This is a genomic window from Bartonella bovis 91-4, assembly GCF_000384965.1.
Lineage (GTDB): Bacteria > Pseudomonadota > Alphaproteobacteria > Rhizobiales > Rhizobiaceae > Bartonella > Bartonella bovis.
In genome coordinates this window covers 793,716-809,459 of sequence record NZ_CM001844.1, presented here as the reverse complement: position 1 = coordinate 809,459, position 15,744 = coordinate 793,716, and the positions used below count along the sequence as shown (strand labels likewise).

Annotated in this window: 13 protein-coding genes; all 13 read right to left on the bottom strand. The window is 36.4% G+C overall.

Going from position 1 to position 15,744, the window contains the following annotated elements; translation table 11 throughout:
- Positions 1–33: 33 nt before the first annotated feature.
- Positions 34–714 carry an ABC transporter ATP-binding protein gene (locus tag BBBE_RS03525; RefSeq protein ID WP_010701225.1) on the bottom strand — a complete coding sequence of 227 codons (681 nt, stop codon included), beginning with the start codon at positions 712–714 and terminating at the stop codon, positions 34–36.
- Positions 714–1,982 carry a lipoprotein-releasing ABC transporter permease subunit gene (locus BBBE_RS03520; RefSeq protein WP_035464653.1) on the bottom strand — a complete coding sequence of 423 codons (1,269 nt, stop codon included), beginning with the start codon at positions 1,980–1,982 and terminating at the stop codon, positions 714–716. Before BBBE_RS03520 ends, BBBE_RS03525 begins: the two co-directional genes overlap by 1 nt.
- A gap of 12 nt (positions 1,983–1,994) precedes the next feature.
- Positions 1,995–3,320 carry a proline--tRNA ligase gene (proS, locus tag BBBE_RS03515; RefSeq protein WP_010701223.1) on the bottom strand — a complete coding sequence of 442 codons (1,326 nt, stop codon included), beginning with the start codon at positions 3,318–3,320 and terminating at the stop codon, positions 1,995–1,997.
- 239 nt (positions 3,321–3,559) lie between these two features.
- Positions 3,560–5,236, bottom strand: coding sequence for a ribonuclease J (locus BBBE_RS03510; RefSeq protein ID WP_010701222.1), 1,677 nt, complete (start codon positions 5,234–5,236; stop codon positions 3,560–3,562).
- A gap of 53 nt (positions 5,237–5,289) precedes the next feature.
- A complete protein-coding gene (locus BBBE_RS03505; protein WP_152023181.1) occupies positions 5,290–6,093 on the bottom strand; it encodes a biotin--[acetyl-CoA-carboxylase] ligase in 804 nt (267 codons plus the stop codon).
- Positions 6,093–7,547: an NADH-quinone oxidoreductase subunit NuoN gene (nuoN, locus tag BBBE_RS03500; RefSeq protein ID WP_010701220.1), complete on the bottom strand. Its 1,455-nt coding sequence runs from the start codon at positions 7,545–7,547 to the stop codon at positions 6,093–6,095. The genes BBBE_RS03505 and nuoN overlap by 1 nt, the downstream gene beginning before the upstream one ends.
- A 17-nt stretch (positions 7,548–7,564) precedes the next feature.
- On the bottom strand, positions 7,565–9,034 hold the full coding sequence (locus tag BBBE_RS03495) for an NADH-quinone oxidoreductase subunit M (protein WP_010701219.1): 1,470 nt from the start codon (positions 9,032–9,034) through the stop codon (positions 7,565–7,567).
- Positions 9,034–10,998, bottom strand: coding sequence for an NADH-quinone oxidoreductase subunit L (gene nuoL, locus BBBE_RS03490; protein WP_010701218.1), 1,965 nt, complete (start codon positions 10,996–10,998; stop codon positions 9,034–9,036). Before nuoL ends, BBBE_RS03495 begins: the two co-directional genes overlap by 1 nt.
- Before the next feature lie 6 nt (positions 10,999–11,004).
- A complete protein-coding gene (gene nuoK, locus BBBE_RS03485; protein WP_010701217.1) occupies positions 11,005–11,313 on the bottom strand; it encodes an NADH-quinone oxidoreductase subunit NuoK in 309 nt (102 codons plus the stop codon).
- A 13-nt stretch (positions 11,314–11,326) separates the two neighbouring features.
- Positions 11,327–11,947: an NADH-quinone oxidoreductase subunit J gene (locus tag BBBE_RS03480; RefSeq protein ID WP_010701216.1), complete on the bottom strand. Its 621-nt coding sequence runs from the start codon at positions 11,945–11,947 to the stop codon at positions 11,327–11,329.
- Between the two features lie 97 nt (positions 11,948–12,044).
- Complete coding sequence (gene nuoI, locus BBBE_RS03475; protein WP_007477255.1) at positions 12,045–12,536, bottom strand: NADH-quinone oxidoreductase subunit NuoI; 492 nt, start codon at positions 12,534–12,536, stop codon at positions 12,045–12,047.
- A gap of 16 nt (positions 12,537–12,552) precedes the next feature.
- On the bottom strand, positions 12,553–13,599 hold the full coding sequence (nuoH, locus tag BBBE_RS03470) for an NADH-quinone oxidoreductase subunit NuoH (protein ID WP_010701215.1): 1,047 nt from the start codon (positions 13,597–13,599) through the stop codon (positions 12,553–12,555).
- A 23-nt stretch (positions 13,600–13,622) separates the two neighbouring features.
- A complete protein-coding gene (gene nuoG, locus BBBE_RS03465; protein WP_035464650.1) occupies positions 13,623–15,692 on the bottom strand; it encodes an NADH-quinone oxidoreductase subunit NuoG in 2,070 nt (689 codons plus the stop codon).
- Positions 15,693–15,744 lie beyond the last annotated feature (52 nt).

Below are 15,744 nucleotides of genomic sequence, written 5' to 3'. Positions count from 1 at the left end.
TTAATTTTCTATAATAGATTGTGTACTGTATTTTTAAGGAAGTTCAATAATTTTTCTCTCTTTTAGTGTAATTCGACGGTGCATCAACTTGGCCAAACTATAATTATGTGTTGCAATAAGTGCAGCAAGCCCAGATTGACGAACAAGTGCTGATAAAGCCTGAAATACATAAACTGAAGTTACAGGATCAAGATTTCCTGTAGGCTCATCAGCTAACAATACAGAAGGAGCATTTGCTATTGCACGCGCAATAGCAACACGCTGTTGTTCGCCGCCTGATAATTCTGATGGACGATGTTTAGCGCGATGGGAAACCCGAAGATATGTTAATAATTTAAGTGCGCGATTTTCTGCAGTCGATTTTTTCAATCCTGCTATCATTTGGGGTATCATTACATTTTCTAAAGCTGTGAACTCTGGTAACAAATGATGAAATTGATAAACAAAACCAATATTGTTTCGTCTCATAACTGTTCGTTCGCTATCAGAGCATTTTGCACAAGAAACACCATGTAATAAAACATCACCAGCTGTTGGTTTTTCCAGTAAGCCAGCAATATGAAGAAGCGTTGATTTTCCAGCACCAGATGGTGCAACAAGTGCTACAAGCTCTCCGCGATTAAGAATAAAATTAGCTTTATCTAAAATAATTAAAGGTTTGTCGTTGTCAAAAAAACGTCGCTCAATCTCGACAAGTTCTAAAACAACAGACATTATTCATACCTCAGAGCTTGTACAGGGTCTAACTTAGAAGCTTGCCACGCTGGAATGAGTGTTGCAAAAAACGATAAAAGTAAAGCCATCGCCACTACTATAACAGTTTGTTCCCATTCAATCCGTGCTGGCAATTTTGTTAAAAAATAAAGTTGAGGATTAAAAACATCAACATTAAAAAGCCAAGATACAAAATTCTGAATATAATTGATATTCGTAGCAGCTATAATACCTAAAACTACCCCCAATATTGTTCCAATGCACCCAATCATCATGCCGGTAGTGATAAATATACGCATGATTGAGTTCTGGTGTGCCCCCATAGTGCGCAAAATTGCAATATCATGATTTTTATCTTTCACGAGCATAATTAGCCCAGAAATAATATTCAAAGCAGCAACGAGGATAATAAGAGAAAGAATACAAAACATGACGTTACGCTCAATCTGTAAAGCTGAAAAGAAAGCCTGATTGCGCATGCGCCAATCAATTAAATAAATTTGTTGATCCACTTCTTTTTCTATTACCTGCTTTATTTGATCAACAGTATCGGGATCATTAAGAAATAGCTCTAGTGATTGAATTTTTTGTCCTAAATTAAAAAATGCTTGTGCTTCAGAAAGAGGCATAAAAATAAATATTGAATCATATTCAGACATACCTACTTCAAAAATAGCAATTATTTTATAAACCTTGATACGTGGCATAACTCCAAAAGGTGTTACATCACCATCTGGCGTAATAATACGCAGATCACTTCCAATTTTTAGCTCCAACTTTTCTGCCAGACCACTTCCAATCGCGATACCTTCTTCTTCTTCAAATTGAGCAAGTGTACCTGACTTAATGTTTTGGGTTACTATTTTAAGCTTTTCCAAGTCTTCTTGACGCATACCACGAATTAAAGCACCAGTTCCCGCACCAACATCACCCTGAACAAGTGCTTGACCTTCAACAACAGGCAAAGCAGAATTTACACCGTCTATAGATTCCAAATAAGAAATAAAGGTATTATAATCCGAAAAACCAGAATCAGTTGTTTGAACAATAAGATGTCCATTCATGCCGAGAATGCGATTAAGAAGTTCTGTACGAAAACCATTCATTACTGCCATAACAACAATTAAAGCAAAAACCCCTAACATAATTCCAATTAGAGAAATGATTGAAACAACTGATGTAAACATATGTTTTTTATTAGGAATCATGTAACGAAATGAAATCATCCATTCATAAGATGAAAACCATGTTCTTCTCAAACCATTCATAACATTGCCCATCTAAGTTGTAGAAAATCGGTTAAATACAGATTCAATTGTTAAAAATTCTTTAGCGCTTGTTTTTCTATCTTTAATTTCAACCTCATTTTGTGCAACACTTTTGGGCCCAACAATTATTTGTGTTGGTAAGCCGATCAAATCCATTGTTGCAAATTTTACACCAGGACGCTCATTTCTGTCATCTAACAATGGGTCAAAGCCAGCACGTATGAGCCCCTGATAAAGTATTTCACATATATGGTTACATTTTTCATCATCTGGTTTCATGTTGATGATACCAAAATCAAATGGCGCTATTGGCTTTGGCCAAATGATACCATTTTCATCATGAGAAGCTTCAATTGCTGCTGCAACAAGACGTGAAGGTCCAATTCCATAGGATCCCATAAAAACTGGATGCTCTTTTCCGTCTTTCCCCATTACTTTTGCTTCCATTGGTATAGAATATTTAGTGCCAAAGTAAAAAATATGCCCGACTTCAATGCCGCGTGCTGAAAGCTTGTTAGAGTTAGAAATTTTATTCCACTCTTCCTCATTATACATTTCCTCCGTTGCAGCATAAAAAGTTGTCCACTGCTTAACGATATCAGCTAAAACAGTTTTATCAGTAAAATCGATCGAAACAAGTGGAACAGTAATGTCAAGAAATTGTTTATCGCAGAATATAGCACTTTCACCCGTTTCAGCTAGAATGATAAATTCATGGCTACGTTCGCCACCAATTGGGCCGGTATCAGCACGCATCGGAATTACTTTCAATCCCATGCGAGAAAAAGTACGTAAATAAGCAACAAACATACGATTATAGGATATTTTTGCACTTTCATAATCAAGATCGAAAGAATATGCATCTTTCATTAAAAACTCTCGTGAACGCATCACACCAAAACGCGGACGAATCTCATCACGAAATTTCCATTGAATTTGATAGAGATTGAGAGGAAGATCTTTATAAGAACGAACATATGAACGAAAAATATCCGTTACTATTTCTTCATTAGTTGGGCCGTAAAGCAAGTCACGTTCTTGGCGATCTTTAATACGTAACATTTCAAAACCGTAATCATCATAACGACCGCTTTCACGCCAAAGATCAACGGATTGAATTGTGGGCATTAATATTTCTAAAGCACCAGCTCGTTCTTGTTCTTCACGAATAATCGTACAAATTTTATCAAGTACTTTTTTACCTAATGGTAACCAAGAATAAATCCCTGCTGTTTGTTGACGAATCATGCCTGTACGCAACATAAGTCGGTGTGAAACAATTTCTGCTTCTTTAGGATTTTCTTTTAAAATAGGTATGAAATATTGAGAAAGGCGCATTGAAATTATTAACTCCTAATTAAGCTCATCAAATCAGAGCAACTCAGATAATATTACGCATTAATCATAGCTGTATTCTGAAAGCTTGCAAATATAACAAACCAGCATATTAAAAGTTTTATTGCGCTATATTTTCTAATTTACTTATCTTCAGTAAAGCACGAATACACTAGTTAAAGCTAACTTGATAATTCTTTTAGCTTAATTTAACTAAAAAGAAATAATTGTAAGAATAAATTTTATTTTGAACGATGTAAGAAAATTGTACAGACAGGCTTTTTGCCCCAAATTTCATTAACAGCTGCTCTGACAGCACGACGTGTTGCTTCCCGAATAAGTTCATTATCTTTTCTTTTAATCTGTGGAATATTATTAATAGTATTTTCTACAACAGCTAAAAGGATATCATTTAATGATTTCCCTTTTCCGTCGTTTTTAGGTAATCCAAATGCTGTAAAACCAATATCATCAAGTAAATCGTGTTTGCTATTTATATGGAGAGAAATTGCAACATGACCAACATAACTTAATTTGCGACGCTCATTAATCCCTACTTCATCCTCATTACCAATTAGGTAACCATCTTTGTAAATTTGACCGACAGGTACTTTTTCAATAATCTCTATTGGTTTGGGAGCAAGACGGAGCATATCGCCATTTCTAATTTCAGCGATAGTCTTAATATTAGCTTGACGCGCTAAAGCTGCTTGAGCCACAAGGTGTACTGCTTCACCATGCACAGGAACGAGTATTTGTGGTTTTACCCAATCATACATTTGTAGAAGTTCTAAACGGCGAGGATGGCCCGAAACATGAACAAGAGCATCATTATTTGTAATTACTTTAATACCCTGATCAATAAAACGATTTTGTATTTCAAGAATAGCTTTTTCATTTCCTGGAATACTGCGTGATGAATAAATAATTGTATCACCAGGAGAGAGTGCAATATTTTTCATTTCGTTTCGTGAAAGTTTTGCTACTGCAGAACACGGTTCACCTTGGCTTCCTGTTACTACCAAAACCAAGTTTTTTCGTGGAGTATGACTATAATCATCTTCCATTATAAACGGCGCTAAACTATTCAAATAACCAAGCTCTTGTGCTACACTAACACTACGTTTTATAGAGCGCCCGACTAAAAGAACTTGACGTCCAGCAGATTCTGCCGCAAGAGCAATTGAACGTATTCTACCAATATTCGACGAAAAAGTCACAATAACAACGCGGCCTTCGGCCTTCAAAATAATTTCAGAAAGACTTTCCCGAATTTGTTGTTCTGATGGCGCTATACCGTCTTGAAGAGCATTAGTAGAATCGCATATCAACGCTAAAATACCTTTGTTCCCTAAAATCCGTAATCTTTTTTCATCTGTTATGGGGCCAAGCGAAGGTGTATGATCAATTTTCCAGTCTCCAGTATGAATCAAATTTCCTAAAGATGTCGTAATTGCTAAAGAAACAGACTCTGGAATTGAATGATTGACCGCAATAGCTTCAATTGTAAATGGCCCAATCTGAAAACAATCGCCAGCTTGGAAAATATTTAATGGAATTTTATGAAATTTGAAATTTGATCGCTTTTTACTCTCTAATAACCCTGCTGTAAAAGGAGTACAATAAAGAGGAACCTGAAGTTTTGGCCATAAATCAAGGACAGCACCATAGTGATCTTCATGAGCATGTGTCAAAACAAGACCACGCACATTATGTTTTTCATCTTCCAGAAAATGAATATCTGGCAAAATAAGATTGACTCCTGGCAATTCAGGCCCTGCAAAACTGACCCCCATATCGACAAGCAACCACTCTCGGCAATCCTTTGGACCAAATCCATAAGCAGCCAAATTCATTCCTATTTCCCCTACCCCTCCTAAAGGCAGAAAAACCAATTCACTTTCATTGGCAGAAACCATAAATATCTCCTAAACTATTAAGATAATCTCATGGTGAAATAAAATTTTATAAGTTAATAATGATTTGTATTAGCAGAAGCAGCCAAACCAAAATAAACATCTCCAGCTGTTATAATTGCTTTCTGACCATCTTTTTGTTTGACAATGCAGCTGAAATCATGATCAAGACCATCAAAAATACCTTCGGTAAGCTTTTTACCATTGACTATTTTGATAGGTTGTCCAAGATGAGCTGAATATGAAAGCCATTTTTTGCGGATTATATCACAACCTCCTGACTGTTTCCAAAGGAGATAATTTTCAGCAAAACATCTTGTTAGAACCATAAATAATTCTTCTTTATCAATATCTAATCCAATATTCTTTATACTTGATGTTAAATAGGGTGCACCTTTAAAATGATGTTTTACATTCATGCCAATACCAATAACCAATGCATATTTTTGTGGGGTTAATGTAAAGAGCTCAAGTAAGATTCCAGAGCTTTTAATTCCTTTTAGTAAAATATCATTTGGCCATTTTAAACTAACAATATTACTTTCTCTATCTTTTATAAAATGTTTTATGGCTTCTGTCATACTTATTCCAGTAACAAAACCAAGTTGAGCAGCAGTTTGGCAGACAATCTCATCGACTAACAGAAGGCTGGAATACAGATTCCCTTTCGGGCTATACCATGTCCTACCTCTTCTTGCTCTTCCTTGCGTTTGTTCTTCTGCAACAACCCAAAGATAACCACAATGACCAGCACCTGCTTTTTGTTGTGCAATAAGATTTGTGGAATCTACACTTTCATATGATTCAAGAACATACCCTTGTTTTAAGGCAAAATCTGATAATGCATAAACCATGCTTATTAAAATAATGATGTTGCTGCTTTTTCTGCAAATTCAGCAAACCAAATTCCAAAAAATACATAAAATAAAATGAATAATGTAGAAAGCCCAAGACAAAGCTTAAGTTCGTTTGATAAAACAATGAAACTAGTTTTTGCAGTGTCAAACCACATAATTTTAATAATCCGTAAATAGTAAAATGCACCAATAACAGAAGCCACCATACCGATGACGGCAAGTGGGGTAAGACCTGCATGAACAGCTGCAGAAAATGTATACCATTTACCAAAAAAACCGGCCATAGGAGGTATACTTGCTAAAGAAAAAAGCTGTATCGTCATCATAATAGCCATAAATGGATTAGTTTTTACCAACCCTGCAAGGTCATAAATATTTTCAACATTTCCGTCACTGGTCCGCATTCCAATAATAAAAGCAAATGAACCAAGAGTCATACCAAGATAAATGGTCATATAGAGAATAACACCTTTCACCCCAAGCATACTTCCAGCAGCTAGACCAACAAGTGCATACCCCATATGACTGATGGATGAGTAAGCCATTAAACGCTTAATGTTACTCTGGCCAATTGCTGCAAATGCGCCCAATACCATTGACGCAATTGCCATGAATATTAAAATCTGCTGCCATGCAGGCATAGAACTATCAAGACTTCCTAATGGAATAAAAGTAACAACAATGATACGAATAATTAATGCCATTGCTGCAATTTTAGGAGCACAAGCAAAAAATGCTGTAATAGGTGTTGGTGCTCCTTCATAAACATCAGGTGTCCACATGTGAAATGGAACTGCAGAAATCTTGAAAGCCAAACCAGCTAGAATAAAAACAATGCCTAAAACAACACCCAATTGTAAAACTTCATTATTTAAAGCAAAAGCAATTTCGCGAAAACCAATTTGAGCAGTAAAACCATAAAGTAATGAAATACCATAAAGTAAAAAACCTGAGGATAACGCACCTAAAACAAAATATTTTATACCAGCTTCAGAAGACTTTATATTGTCACGATTAATTGCAGCGAGAACATATAGAGCTAAAGATTGTAATTCTAACCCCATGTAAAGTGACAGTATATTCCCAGCTGAAATCATTAACATCATACCCAAAGTCGCAAAAAGGACTAATACGGGAAATTCAAATATATCAAATTTCTGAGAACAAGCAAAACCAACAAACATAATGAGAGCAAAGAGTGCACCGACAAGAGTCAACACTTTCATATAGCGGCTAAAGGAATCAATAATGAGCGTGTTGGTATAGAAAAGGCCATTTTGCGGAAAGATGACCATAATAGTAATAGTTGCAACAAGTAGGGCAATTGCTAAACCAGTAATAGTTAAATATGAACGTGCACCGGAATAAACACCAATTAAAAGGAGTACTATGCCTCCCAGTGCTATTAGAATTTCTGGAAAAATTAATATTAATTGAGTTATTATATCAGTTTGCATGAGCATTTATTTCTTATTTAGTGCAGCTGGTTAATAAGGGTTTCTACTGTAAACGCCGTTGTTTTAAGAATCGGCATTGGGTAAACACCAAAAAATATTGTAAGAATAACCATTGGATAAAGGATAATTTTTTCTCTTAGAGAGAGATCACGGAGCACTTTCAAACCTTCCTTATCTAAGGGACCAAAAATCATACGTCGATAAAGATAAAGTGCATAAGCGGCAGATAAAATAACACCCGTTGTAGCAAAAATTGCAACTAGTTTATTAATTTGAAAAACACCTATTAGAGTTAAAAATTCACCTAAAAAACCTGAACTTCCAGGTAAACCGACATTCGCCATAGTAAAGACCAAAAATACAACCGCATATTTTGGCATATTATTTACTAAACCACCAAAAGCCGAAATTTCACGCGTGTGTAAACGATCATATATAACTCCAACACAAAGAAACAAAGCTGCAGAAACAATCCCATGTGATAACATCTGGTAAATAGCACCTTGAATACCTTGCTCGTTAATAGCAAAAATGCCCATTGTTACGTAACCCATATGAGCGACTGACGAATAGGCAATAAGCTTTTTTATATCATTTTGAACAAGTGCAACCAACGATGTATAAATAATTGCAATCAGCGATAATACAAAAACTAAAGGAGCAAAATCAGCTGAAGCAATAGGAAACATTGGTAAAGAAAAACGGAGAAAACCATAACCACCCAATTTGAGCAATACTCCAGCCAAAATAACAGAGCCTGCTGTTGGTGCTTCTACGTGCGCATCAGGTAACCATGTGTGGACCGGCCACATTGGCATTTTAACTGCAAAAGAAGCAAAAAATGCAAGCCATAACCACATTTGCATATGTGCAGAAAATTGATAGGTCAATAAAGTTGGTATATCAAGTGTTCCCGCCTCCCAATACATAGCCATAATAGCAACTAACATGAGCACCGAACCAAGCAAAGTATATAGGAAAAACTTCATACTCGCATAAACACGGTGCGCCCCACCCCAAACACCAATAATAATAAACATTGGAATGAGACTACCCTCAAAAAAAATATAAAATAATATTGCGTCAAGAGCACAGAAGACTCCGATAATTGCAACTTCAAGGAGAAGAAAAGCAATCATATAAGCTTTTAATCTGTCTTTAATATTCTCCCAACTTGCCAAAATGCAGAACGGAAATAAAAAAGCTGAAAGGACGACAAAAAGGATAGAAATGCCATCAACACCCATATGATAACTAATGCCACCATCTAACCAATCGAATTTCTCGATCATCTGGAAGTTGGAATTTGTATTATCAAATCCCATCCAGATAATTAAAGAGATAATAAAGACAAAGACAGATGTAAAAAATGCTACATTACGTATATTATGTTTTTCAGCCTCAGTATCATCTTTGATTAATAAAATCAAAAATACACCAACAAGCGGTAAAAATGTAACTGTAGAGAGAATAGGCCAGTCGTTCATCAATTTATTCCCCCGATCATTACCCACGTGATTAACGCTGTGACACCAATAAGCATCGCAAACGCATAATGATAAAGATACCCCGTCTGCAGTCGGACAATTTTGTTTGTAATATCAACAACACGTGCAGCAATACCATTTGGACCCAAGCCATCAATAATTTTACCATCACATACCTTCCAAAGAAAGTGACCAATTCTTAAAGCAGGACGGACAAATAAAAAATTATAAAGTTCATCAAAATACCATTTATTGTAAAGGAAATGGTAGAATGCAGGCATCAACTCAGAAAGTCTCTTAGGAAGTGATGGAACAAAAATATAGAATAGGCAAGCTAAAATAAATCCAAAAACCATTGCTGTAAATGGTAACCATTTTACCCAATTTAGCACATTGTGCGCTTCATGAAGAATATGGTTATGGCTATTTGTAAACAACGCGCCTTTCCAAAAAGTATCATACAAATTACCAAAAAAGTAAGGCTGAAAAACTATACCTGCAAATAGCGCTCCAACAGACAAAACAAGCAGAGGAATCAACATAACCGGAGGTGATTCATGAACATGATGCATAACATCAACAGTTGCACGTGGCTTACCATGAAATGTCATAAATATAAGTCGCCATGAATAAAAACTTGTTAATAAAGCAGACAAAACGAGAAGCCAAAAAGCATATCCTGAGGCAATATTATGTGATGCAAAAGCGGATTCGATAATTGCATCTTTTGAGAAAAAACCTGCTGTACCAAAAAATGTGCCTGGTATTCCAACACCTGTTAATGAAATAGTTCCTATAATCATCATCCAATAAGTTGCTTGTATATGTTTGCGCAATCCCCCCATTTTTCGCATATCTTGTTCATCAGATACTGCGTGAATTACAGAACCCGCACCGAGAAACAATAAAGCTTTAAAAAAAGCGTGTGTAAAGAGATGAAAAACAGCTGCTCCATAAGCTCCAACACCTAAAGCAACAAACATATAACCAAGCTGTGAACATGTTGAATAAGCAATAACGCGCTTTATATCATTTTGCACAAGCCCCACAGTGGCCGCAAAAAGTGCAGTCATTGTTCCAACAATAATAATCATGGTAGAAGCTGTTGAAGAAAGTTCAAAAATTGGCGACATACGTGCAACCATAAAAACGCCAGCAGTCACCATTGTTGCTGCGTGAATGAGAGCAGACACAGGTGTTGGTCCTTCCATTGCATCAGGAAGCCATGTATGCAGAAGAAATTGTGCTGATTTACCCATGGCACCGATAAACAAAAGAAGGCACGTTACGGTAACTGCTGTTTGTCCATCAAGCTGCCAACCTAAAAATGTTGCATTTTGTACAAAGTTAACATCTACAGCCTTTGCAAAAATATGTGCAAAATTAACTGACTGAAACAAAACAAAAATATTAAAAATACCTAAAAGAAACCCAAAATCACCAACACGGTTAACTACAAAAGCTTTCATTGCTGCTTTGTTAGCAGAAGCTCGCTGAAACCAAAAACCAATTAGTAAATAAGAAGCAAGCCCAACACCTTCCCAACCAAAAAACATTTGGATTAGGTTATCAGCTGTCACCAGCATAAGCATCATAAATGTGAACAAAGAAAGATAGGCAAAAAAACGGGATTTTGAAGGATCACGATGCATATAGCCAATTGAATAAACATGCACCAATGCTGAAACACTGTTAACTACAACAAGCATAACGGCTGTTAATGTATCAATATATAAGGCCCAATCAAAAATCAAGTTACCAACAGTTACCCAATGTAAGACCGGCACACTAACTGCTGAAGTATGACCAATAGTAATATTTAAAAAAGCTATCCATGATAATGCAGCAACAATTATCATGAAACTAGATGTGACAATCTCACTTGCACGAGACCCTATAGTTTTTCCGCCGACAGCAGCAATTAAAAAGCCCAAAAGCGGCAGAAAGACAATTGCATAATACATTACTTATCAGCCTTTCATCATATTAACATCTTCAACTGCGATAGAACCGCGGTTACGGAAAAAAACAACAAGAATTGCTAAACCAATTGCTGCTTCAGCAGCCGCGACTGTCAAGATAAATAAAGCGAATATTTGACCAACCAGATCATGAAGAAATGCTGAAAACGCAACAAAATTGAGGTTGACTGAAAGTAATATGAGTTCAATTGACATGAGAATAATAATCACATTTTTCCTATTTAGGAAAATGCCAAAAATGCCAATTGTAAACATTACCGCAGAAACAGTGAGATAATGAGAAATATCAATATGCATAGTCGTTTCCCCGCTAAATACCCTTACCTGATTCAACTTTTTTGATTTCAATTGCATTTTTTGCCGTTCTAGCGACTTGCACTGCAATTGATTGTCGTTTTACACCAGATTTATGACGAAGTGTTAAAACAATAGCGCCAATCATTGCAACTAATAAAATCATTCCAGCAATTTGGAAATAGAAAATATAATCTGTATAAAGAACATCTCCTAACGCTTGCGTATTTGTTCGCCGCGTTAAATCTGGCATTGGTTGTGTAACATAAGATCTTAAAGTCGGAGAAAAATGGCTACTAATAAAAACGGAAATTAATTCTACAACAATAATAACACCAATAAAAGCACCAATAGGGATATATCGGAGCACCCCACTTTTTAATTCAGCAAAGTCCACATCAAGCATCATAACCACAAATAAAAATAAAACTGCTACAGCACCAACATAAACAACAAGCAAAATAAGCCCCAAAAATTCGGCCCCTAAAAGCACAAACAAAGCCGCTGCATTAAAAAATGCCAAGATTAAAAACAACACTGAATGCACTGGATTACGTGCAGCAACAACAGTAACTGCACTTACAAGCATGATAAAAGAAAATATATAGAAAAATACCGCTGCTGAACCTGTTAGCATAGGATTTCCTTCGATTAATAATCACTAATTAGCATAAAATTCATACCAGACTCAATTTTCTAGATAGAATCATCCGGCTATTTATTTGAAGATACACTTAACGATAAGGCGCATCCATCAATATATTACGAGCAATTTCTCTTTCCCAACGATCTCCATTACTTAAAAGCTTTTCTTTATCATAATAAAGTTCTTCACGCATTTCTGTTGCAAACTCAAAATTTGGCCCCTCCACAATAGCATCAACTGGACAAGCTTCCTGACAAAAACCACAATAAATACACTTAACCATATCAATATCATAACGAATAGTTCTACGTGTACCATCATTGCAGCGTGGTCCCGCCTCAATTGTAATAGCTTGTGCAGGACAAATTGCTTCACATAATTTACATGCGATACACCGTTCTTCACCATTTGGATAACGACGTAAAGCATGTTCACCACGAAAACGTGGAGAAACAACACCTTTTTCATAAGGGTAATTAATTGTAGGTTTTGGCGAAAAAAACTGACGCATCGCCAAAAAAAAGGCACTTATAAATTCTAATAGAAGCAGTGATTTTGCCGCTTGAATAAGACCTGACATAAGAAACACCCCCTCTTTAAGCAAAACTAATATATTTTAAAACAGCAGCAGTTATCACAACCATTGCCAATGAAATAGGAAGAAACACTTTCCAACCAAGCCGCATTAATTGGTCATAACGATAACGCGGTACAAATGCTTTAACTATAGCAAAACCAAAAAATACAAAACAAACCTTTAAAACAAACCAAATAACACCTGGAACCCAATTAAGCCACCAAACATCTAAAGGAGGTAACCAACCACCTAAAAATAAAATGGTTGTTAATGCACACATTAAAACAATAGCAACATATTCACCAAGAAAAAAAAGCATATAAGGAGTTGAGGAATACTCTACCATATGACCAGCAACAAGCTCAGATTCTGCTTCAACTAAATCAAAGGGAGGACGATTTGTTTCAGCAAGTGCAGAAATAAAAAATATAATAAACACTGGAAAAAGAACTAACCAATTCCAGTCAAGAAAACTGTTAAAAGGTAGACCAAGATTCATTCCGAGTCCCCTACTTTGTTCACGAACAATTGTTGTAAGGTCTAATGAACCACTTATCAAAACAACAGTTACAAGAACAAATCCAATTGAAACCTCATAAGAAACCATTTGTGCCGCTGAACGAAGAGCTCCTAGAAAAGGATATTTTGAATTTGACGCCCACCCCCCCATGATAACGCCATAAACTTCAAGAGATGAAATAGCTAAAATATAAAGCAAACCAATATTGATACTAGCAACTTCCCAATTTTCATTAACTGGCACAACAGCCCAAGTTGACAATGCAAGCGTAGCAGAAACAAAAGGAGCTAAAAGGAAAACACCTTTATTAGCACCAGCAGGAATAATAGGTTCTTTAACAGCAAATTTAATTAAATCCGCAAAAGATTGTAATAACCCCCATGGGCCAACAACATTCGGCCCCCGTCGCAATTGCACAGCAGCCCAAATTTTTCTATCTGCATAAAGAAGATAGGCAATTAAAACTAAAAGAACAACCAAAAGGAAAAGTGTTTTGCCTACTATAATCAGCAATGGTAATAGCCAGGTCATAAAGAAATCATACATAATATTCCTTTTCCCTTCTATTCTTACTCTACAAATCCAGCAGCACAACTTTTTGCAAGAGCAGAACACTCAGCCATAACTGCAGAAGAACGCGCTATTGGATTTGTTAAATAGAAGTCCTTAATTATAGAAGCAAATGTTTGCTTACTTAGAACAATTAATTGTGAACCGAGCACTTTGATATCATTTACACATGAAGGAGCTATATCATCAATGGCGCAAAGATGTGGAAAATCATTGAATAAATTCTGTCTTAATTGTGATAAAGAATCAAAAGGAAGCTTTTTTCCTAAAACATCAGATAAAGCACGCAAAATTGCCCAATCCTCCTTCGCTTCACCCGGAGCAAAACCAGCTCGATTCGTCATTTGAACACGACCTTCCGTATTAACGTAAAGTCCTGACTTTTCAGTATAAGCTGACGCTGGCAAAATTACATCAGCAGCATGCGCACCATTATCACCATGACTACCAATATAAATTGTAAAAGCCTTTTTATGAGTTAATTCTACTTCATCGGCACCAAGTAAAAATAAGACTTCACAAGTTTTAACAATATTTTCAGTTCCAATCTTAGAAACAAAACCAATATCTAACCCCCCAACAGTCGAGGCAGCATTATGAAGAACACCAAAACCATTCCATTCTTTATTAAGAGCACCAACAATATCAGATAATTTTGCGAGACTTTTTAAAACAGATAAACCCTCTTTACCTGAAACAGCACCTTCCCCAATAAGAATAAGTGGCCTTTTAGCTTTTTTCAGAACATCAAAAAACGCATTCTCTCCACTAATAAGTGCATTCAATGCTTCAGTACCAGCTCCAAGATAAGAATATGGATAACGTAAATCAACTTGTTCTCCAATTAATGCAATCGGAAATTGCCCCATCCGTTGACGCTTTAAAATACGCGCATTTAAAACAGCAGCTTCAGTACGCGGATTAGACCCTACAATGAGCAATGCATCGGCTTGCTCAATACCCACAATAGTTGGATTAAAAATATAACTTGAGCGACCTAATTCAGGTGATAATGCCATCCCTCTTTGACGACAATCAAATACCTTTGACCCCAATGAAGTGAGCAATATTTTAAGCGCATACATTTCTTCAACAGACGCTAGATCTCCTGCAATTGCACCAATTTTTTCTGCTGGAGTCTTAAATATTGCTGTTTTAATACTAGCAAAAGCTTCCGACCAACTTGCAGGTTGAAGTTTTCCTTTTTTACGAACATATGGTTTATCAAGTCGCTGAGTGCGTAATCCATCCCAAATAAAGCGGGTCTTATCAGAAATCCATTCCTCATTTATGTCCTGATTCGTACGTGGTATGATTCGCATAACTTCACGCCCCCGACTATCAATTCGAATGGCACTACCAAGTGCATCCATTACATCAATTGATTCTGTCTTAGCCAATTCCCATGAACGTGCGTGAAATGCATAAGGCTTTGAGGTTAAAGCACCCACCGGACAAAGATCAATAACGTTCCCCTGCAATTCAGATGTCATTGCTTTTTCAAGATAGGTTGTAATTTCAGCATCTTCACCACGACCAATTAAACCAAGTTCTGAAACACCTGCAACTTCTGTTGTAAAACGAACACAACGGGTACAATGAATACACCGTGTCATAACAGTTTTTACAAGCGGACCGATATATTTATCTTCTACAGCACGTTTGTTTTCCGAATAACGAGAACAATCACGACCATAAAACATTGCCTGATCTTGAAGATCACATTCCCCACCTTGATCACATACAGGACAATCTAGCGGATGATTAATGAGGAGAAACTCCATAACACCTTCACGAGCTTTTTTAACCATCGTGCTATTGGTAAATATTTCAGGTATTTCACCATTAGGTCCTAATCGTAAATCGCGAACTCCCATCGCACAAGAAGCTTGAGGTTTTGGAGGAGCACCTTTGACCTCAACTAAGCACATACGACAATTCCCAGCGATTGACAGACTTTCATGAAAACAAAAACGCGGCACTTCAGCGCCAGCAGCTTCAGCGGCTTGAAGCAATGTATAGTAGTCAGGAACTTCAATCTCTTTACCATCAACTTTGATACTTATCATCATTAATCTAGTCCGCAGATAATTTACCTAAATTTATATTTTATTGTTCATT

Coding starts and splice junctions, on each gene's coding strand:
- BBBE_RS03525 (WP_010701225.1), bottom strand. CDS start 714: ATGTCTGTTGTTTTAGAACTTGTCGAGATTGAGCGACGTTTTTTTGAC.
- BBBE_RS03520 (WP_035464653.1), bottom strand. CDS start 1,982: ATGAATGGTTTGAGAAGAACATGGTTTTCATCTTATGAATGGATGATT.
- proS (WP_010701223.1), bottom strand. CDS start 3,320: ATGCGCCTTTCTCAATATTTCATACCTATTTTAAAAGAAAATCCTAAA.
- BBBE_RS03510 (WP_010701222.1), bottom strand. CDS start 5,236: ATGGTTTCTGCCAATGAAAGTGAATTGGTTTTTCTGCCTTTAGGAGGG.
- nuoN (WP_010701220.1), bottom strand. CDS start 7,547: ATGCAAACTGATATAATAACTCAATTAATATTAATTTTTCCAGAAATT.
- BBBE_RS03495 (WP_010701219.1), bottom strand. CDS start 9,034: ATGAACGACTGGCCTATTCTCTCTACAGTTACATTTTTACCGCTTGTT.
- nuoL (WP_010701218.1), bottom strand. CDS start 10,998: ATGTATTATGCAATTGTCTTTCTGCCGCTTTTGGGCTTTTTAATTGCT.
- nuoK (WP_010701217.1), bottom strand. CDS start 11,313: ATGCATATTGATATTTCTCATTATCTCACTGTTTCTGCGGTAATGTTT.
- BBBE_RS03480 (WP_010701216.1), bottom strand. CDS start 11,947: ATGCTAACAGGTTCAGCAGCGGTATTTTTCTATATATTTTCTTTTATC.
- nuoI (WP_007477255.1), bottom strand. CDS start 12,536: ATGTCAGGTCTTATTCAAGCGGCAAAATCACTGCTTCTATTAGAATTT.
- nuoH (WP_010701215.1), bottom strand. CDS start 13,599: ATGTATGATTTCTTTATGACCTGGCTATTACCATTGCTGATTATAGTA.
- nuoG (WP_035464650.1), bottom strand. CDS start 15,692: ATGATAAGTATCAAAGTTGATGGTAAAGAGATTGAAGTTCCTGACTAC.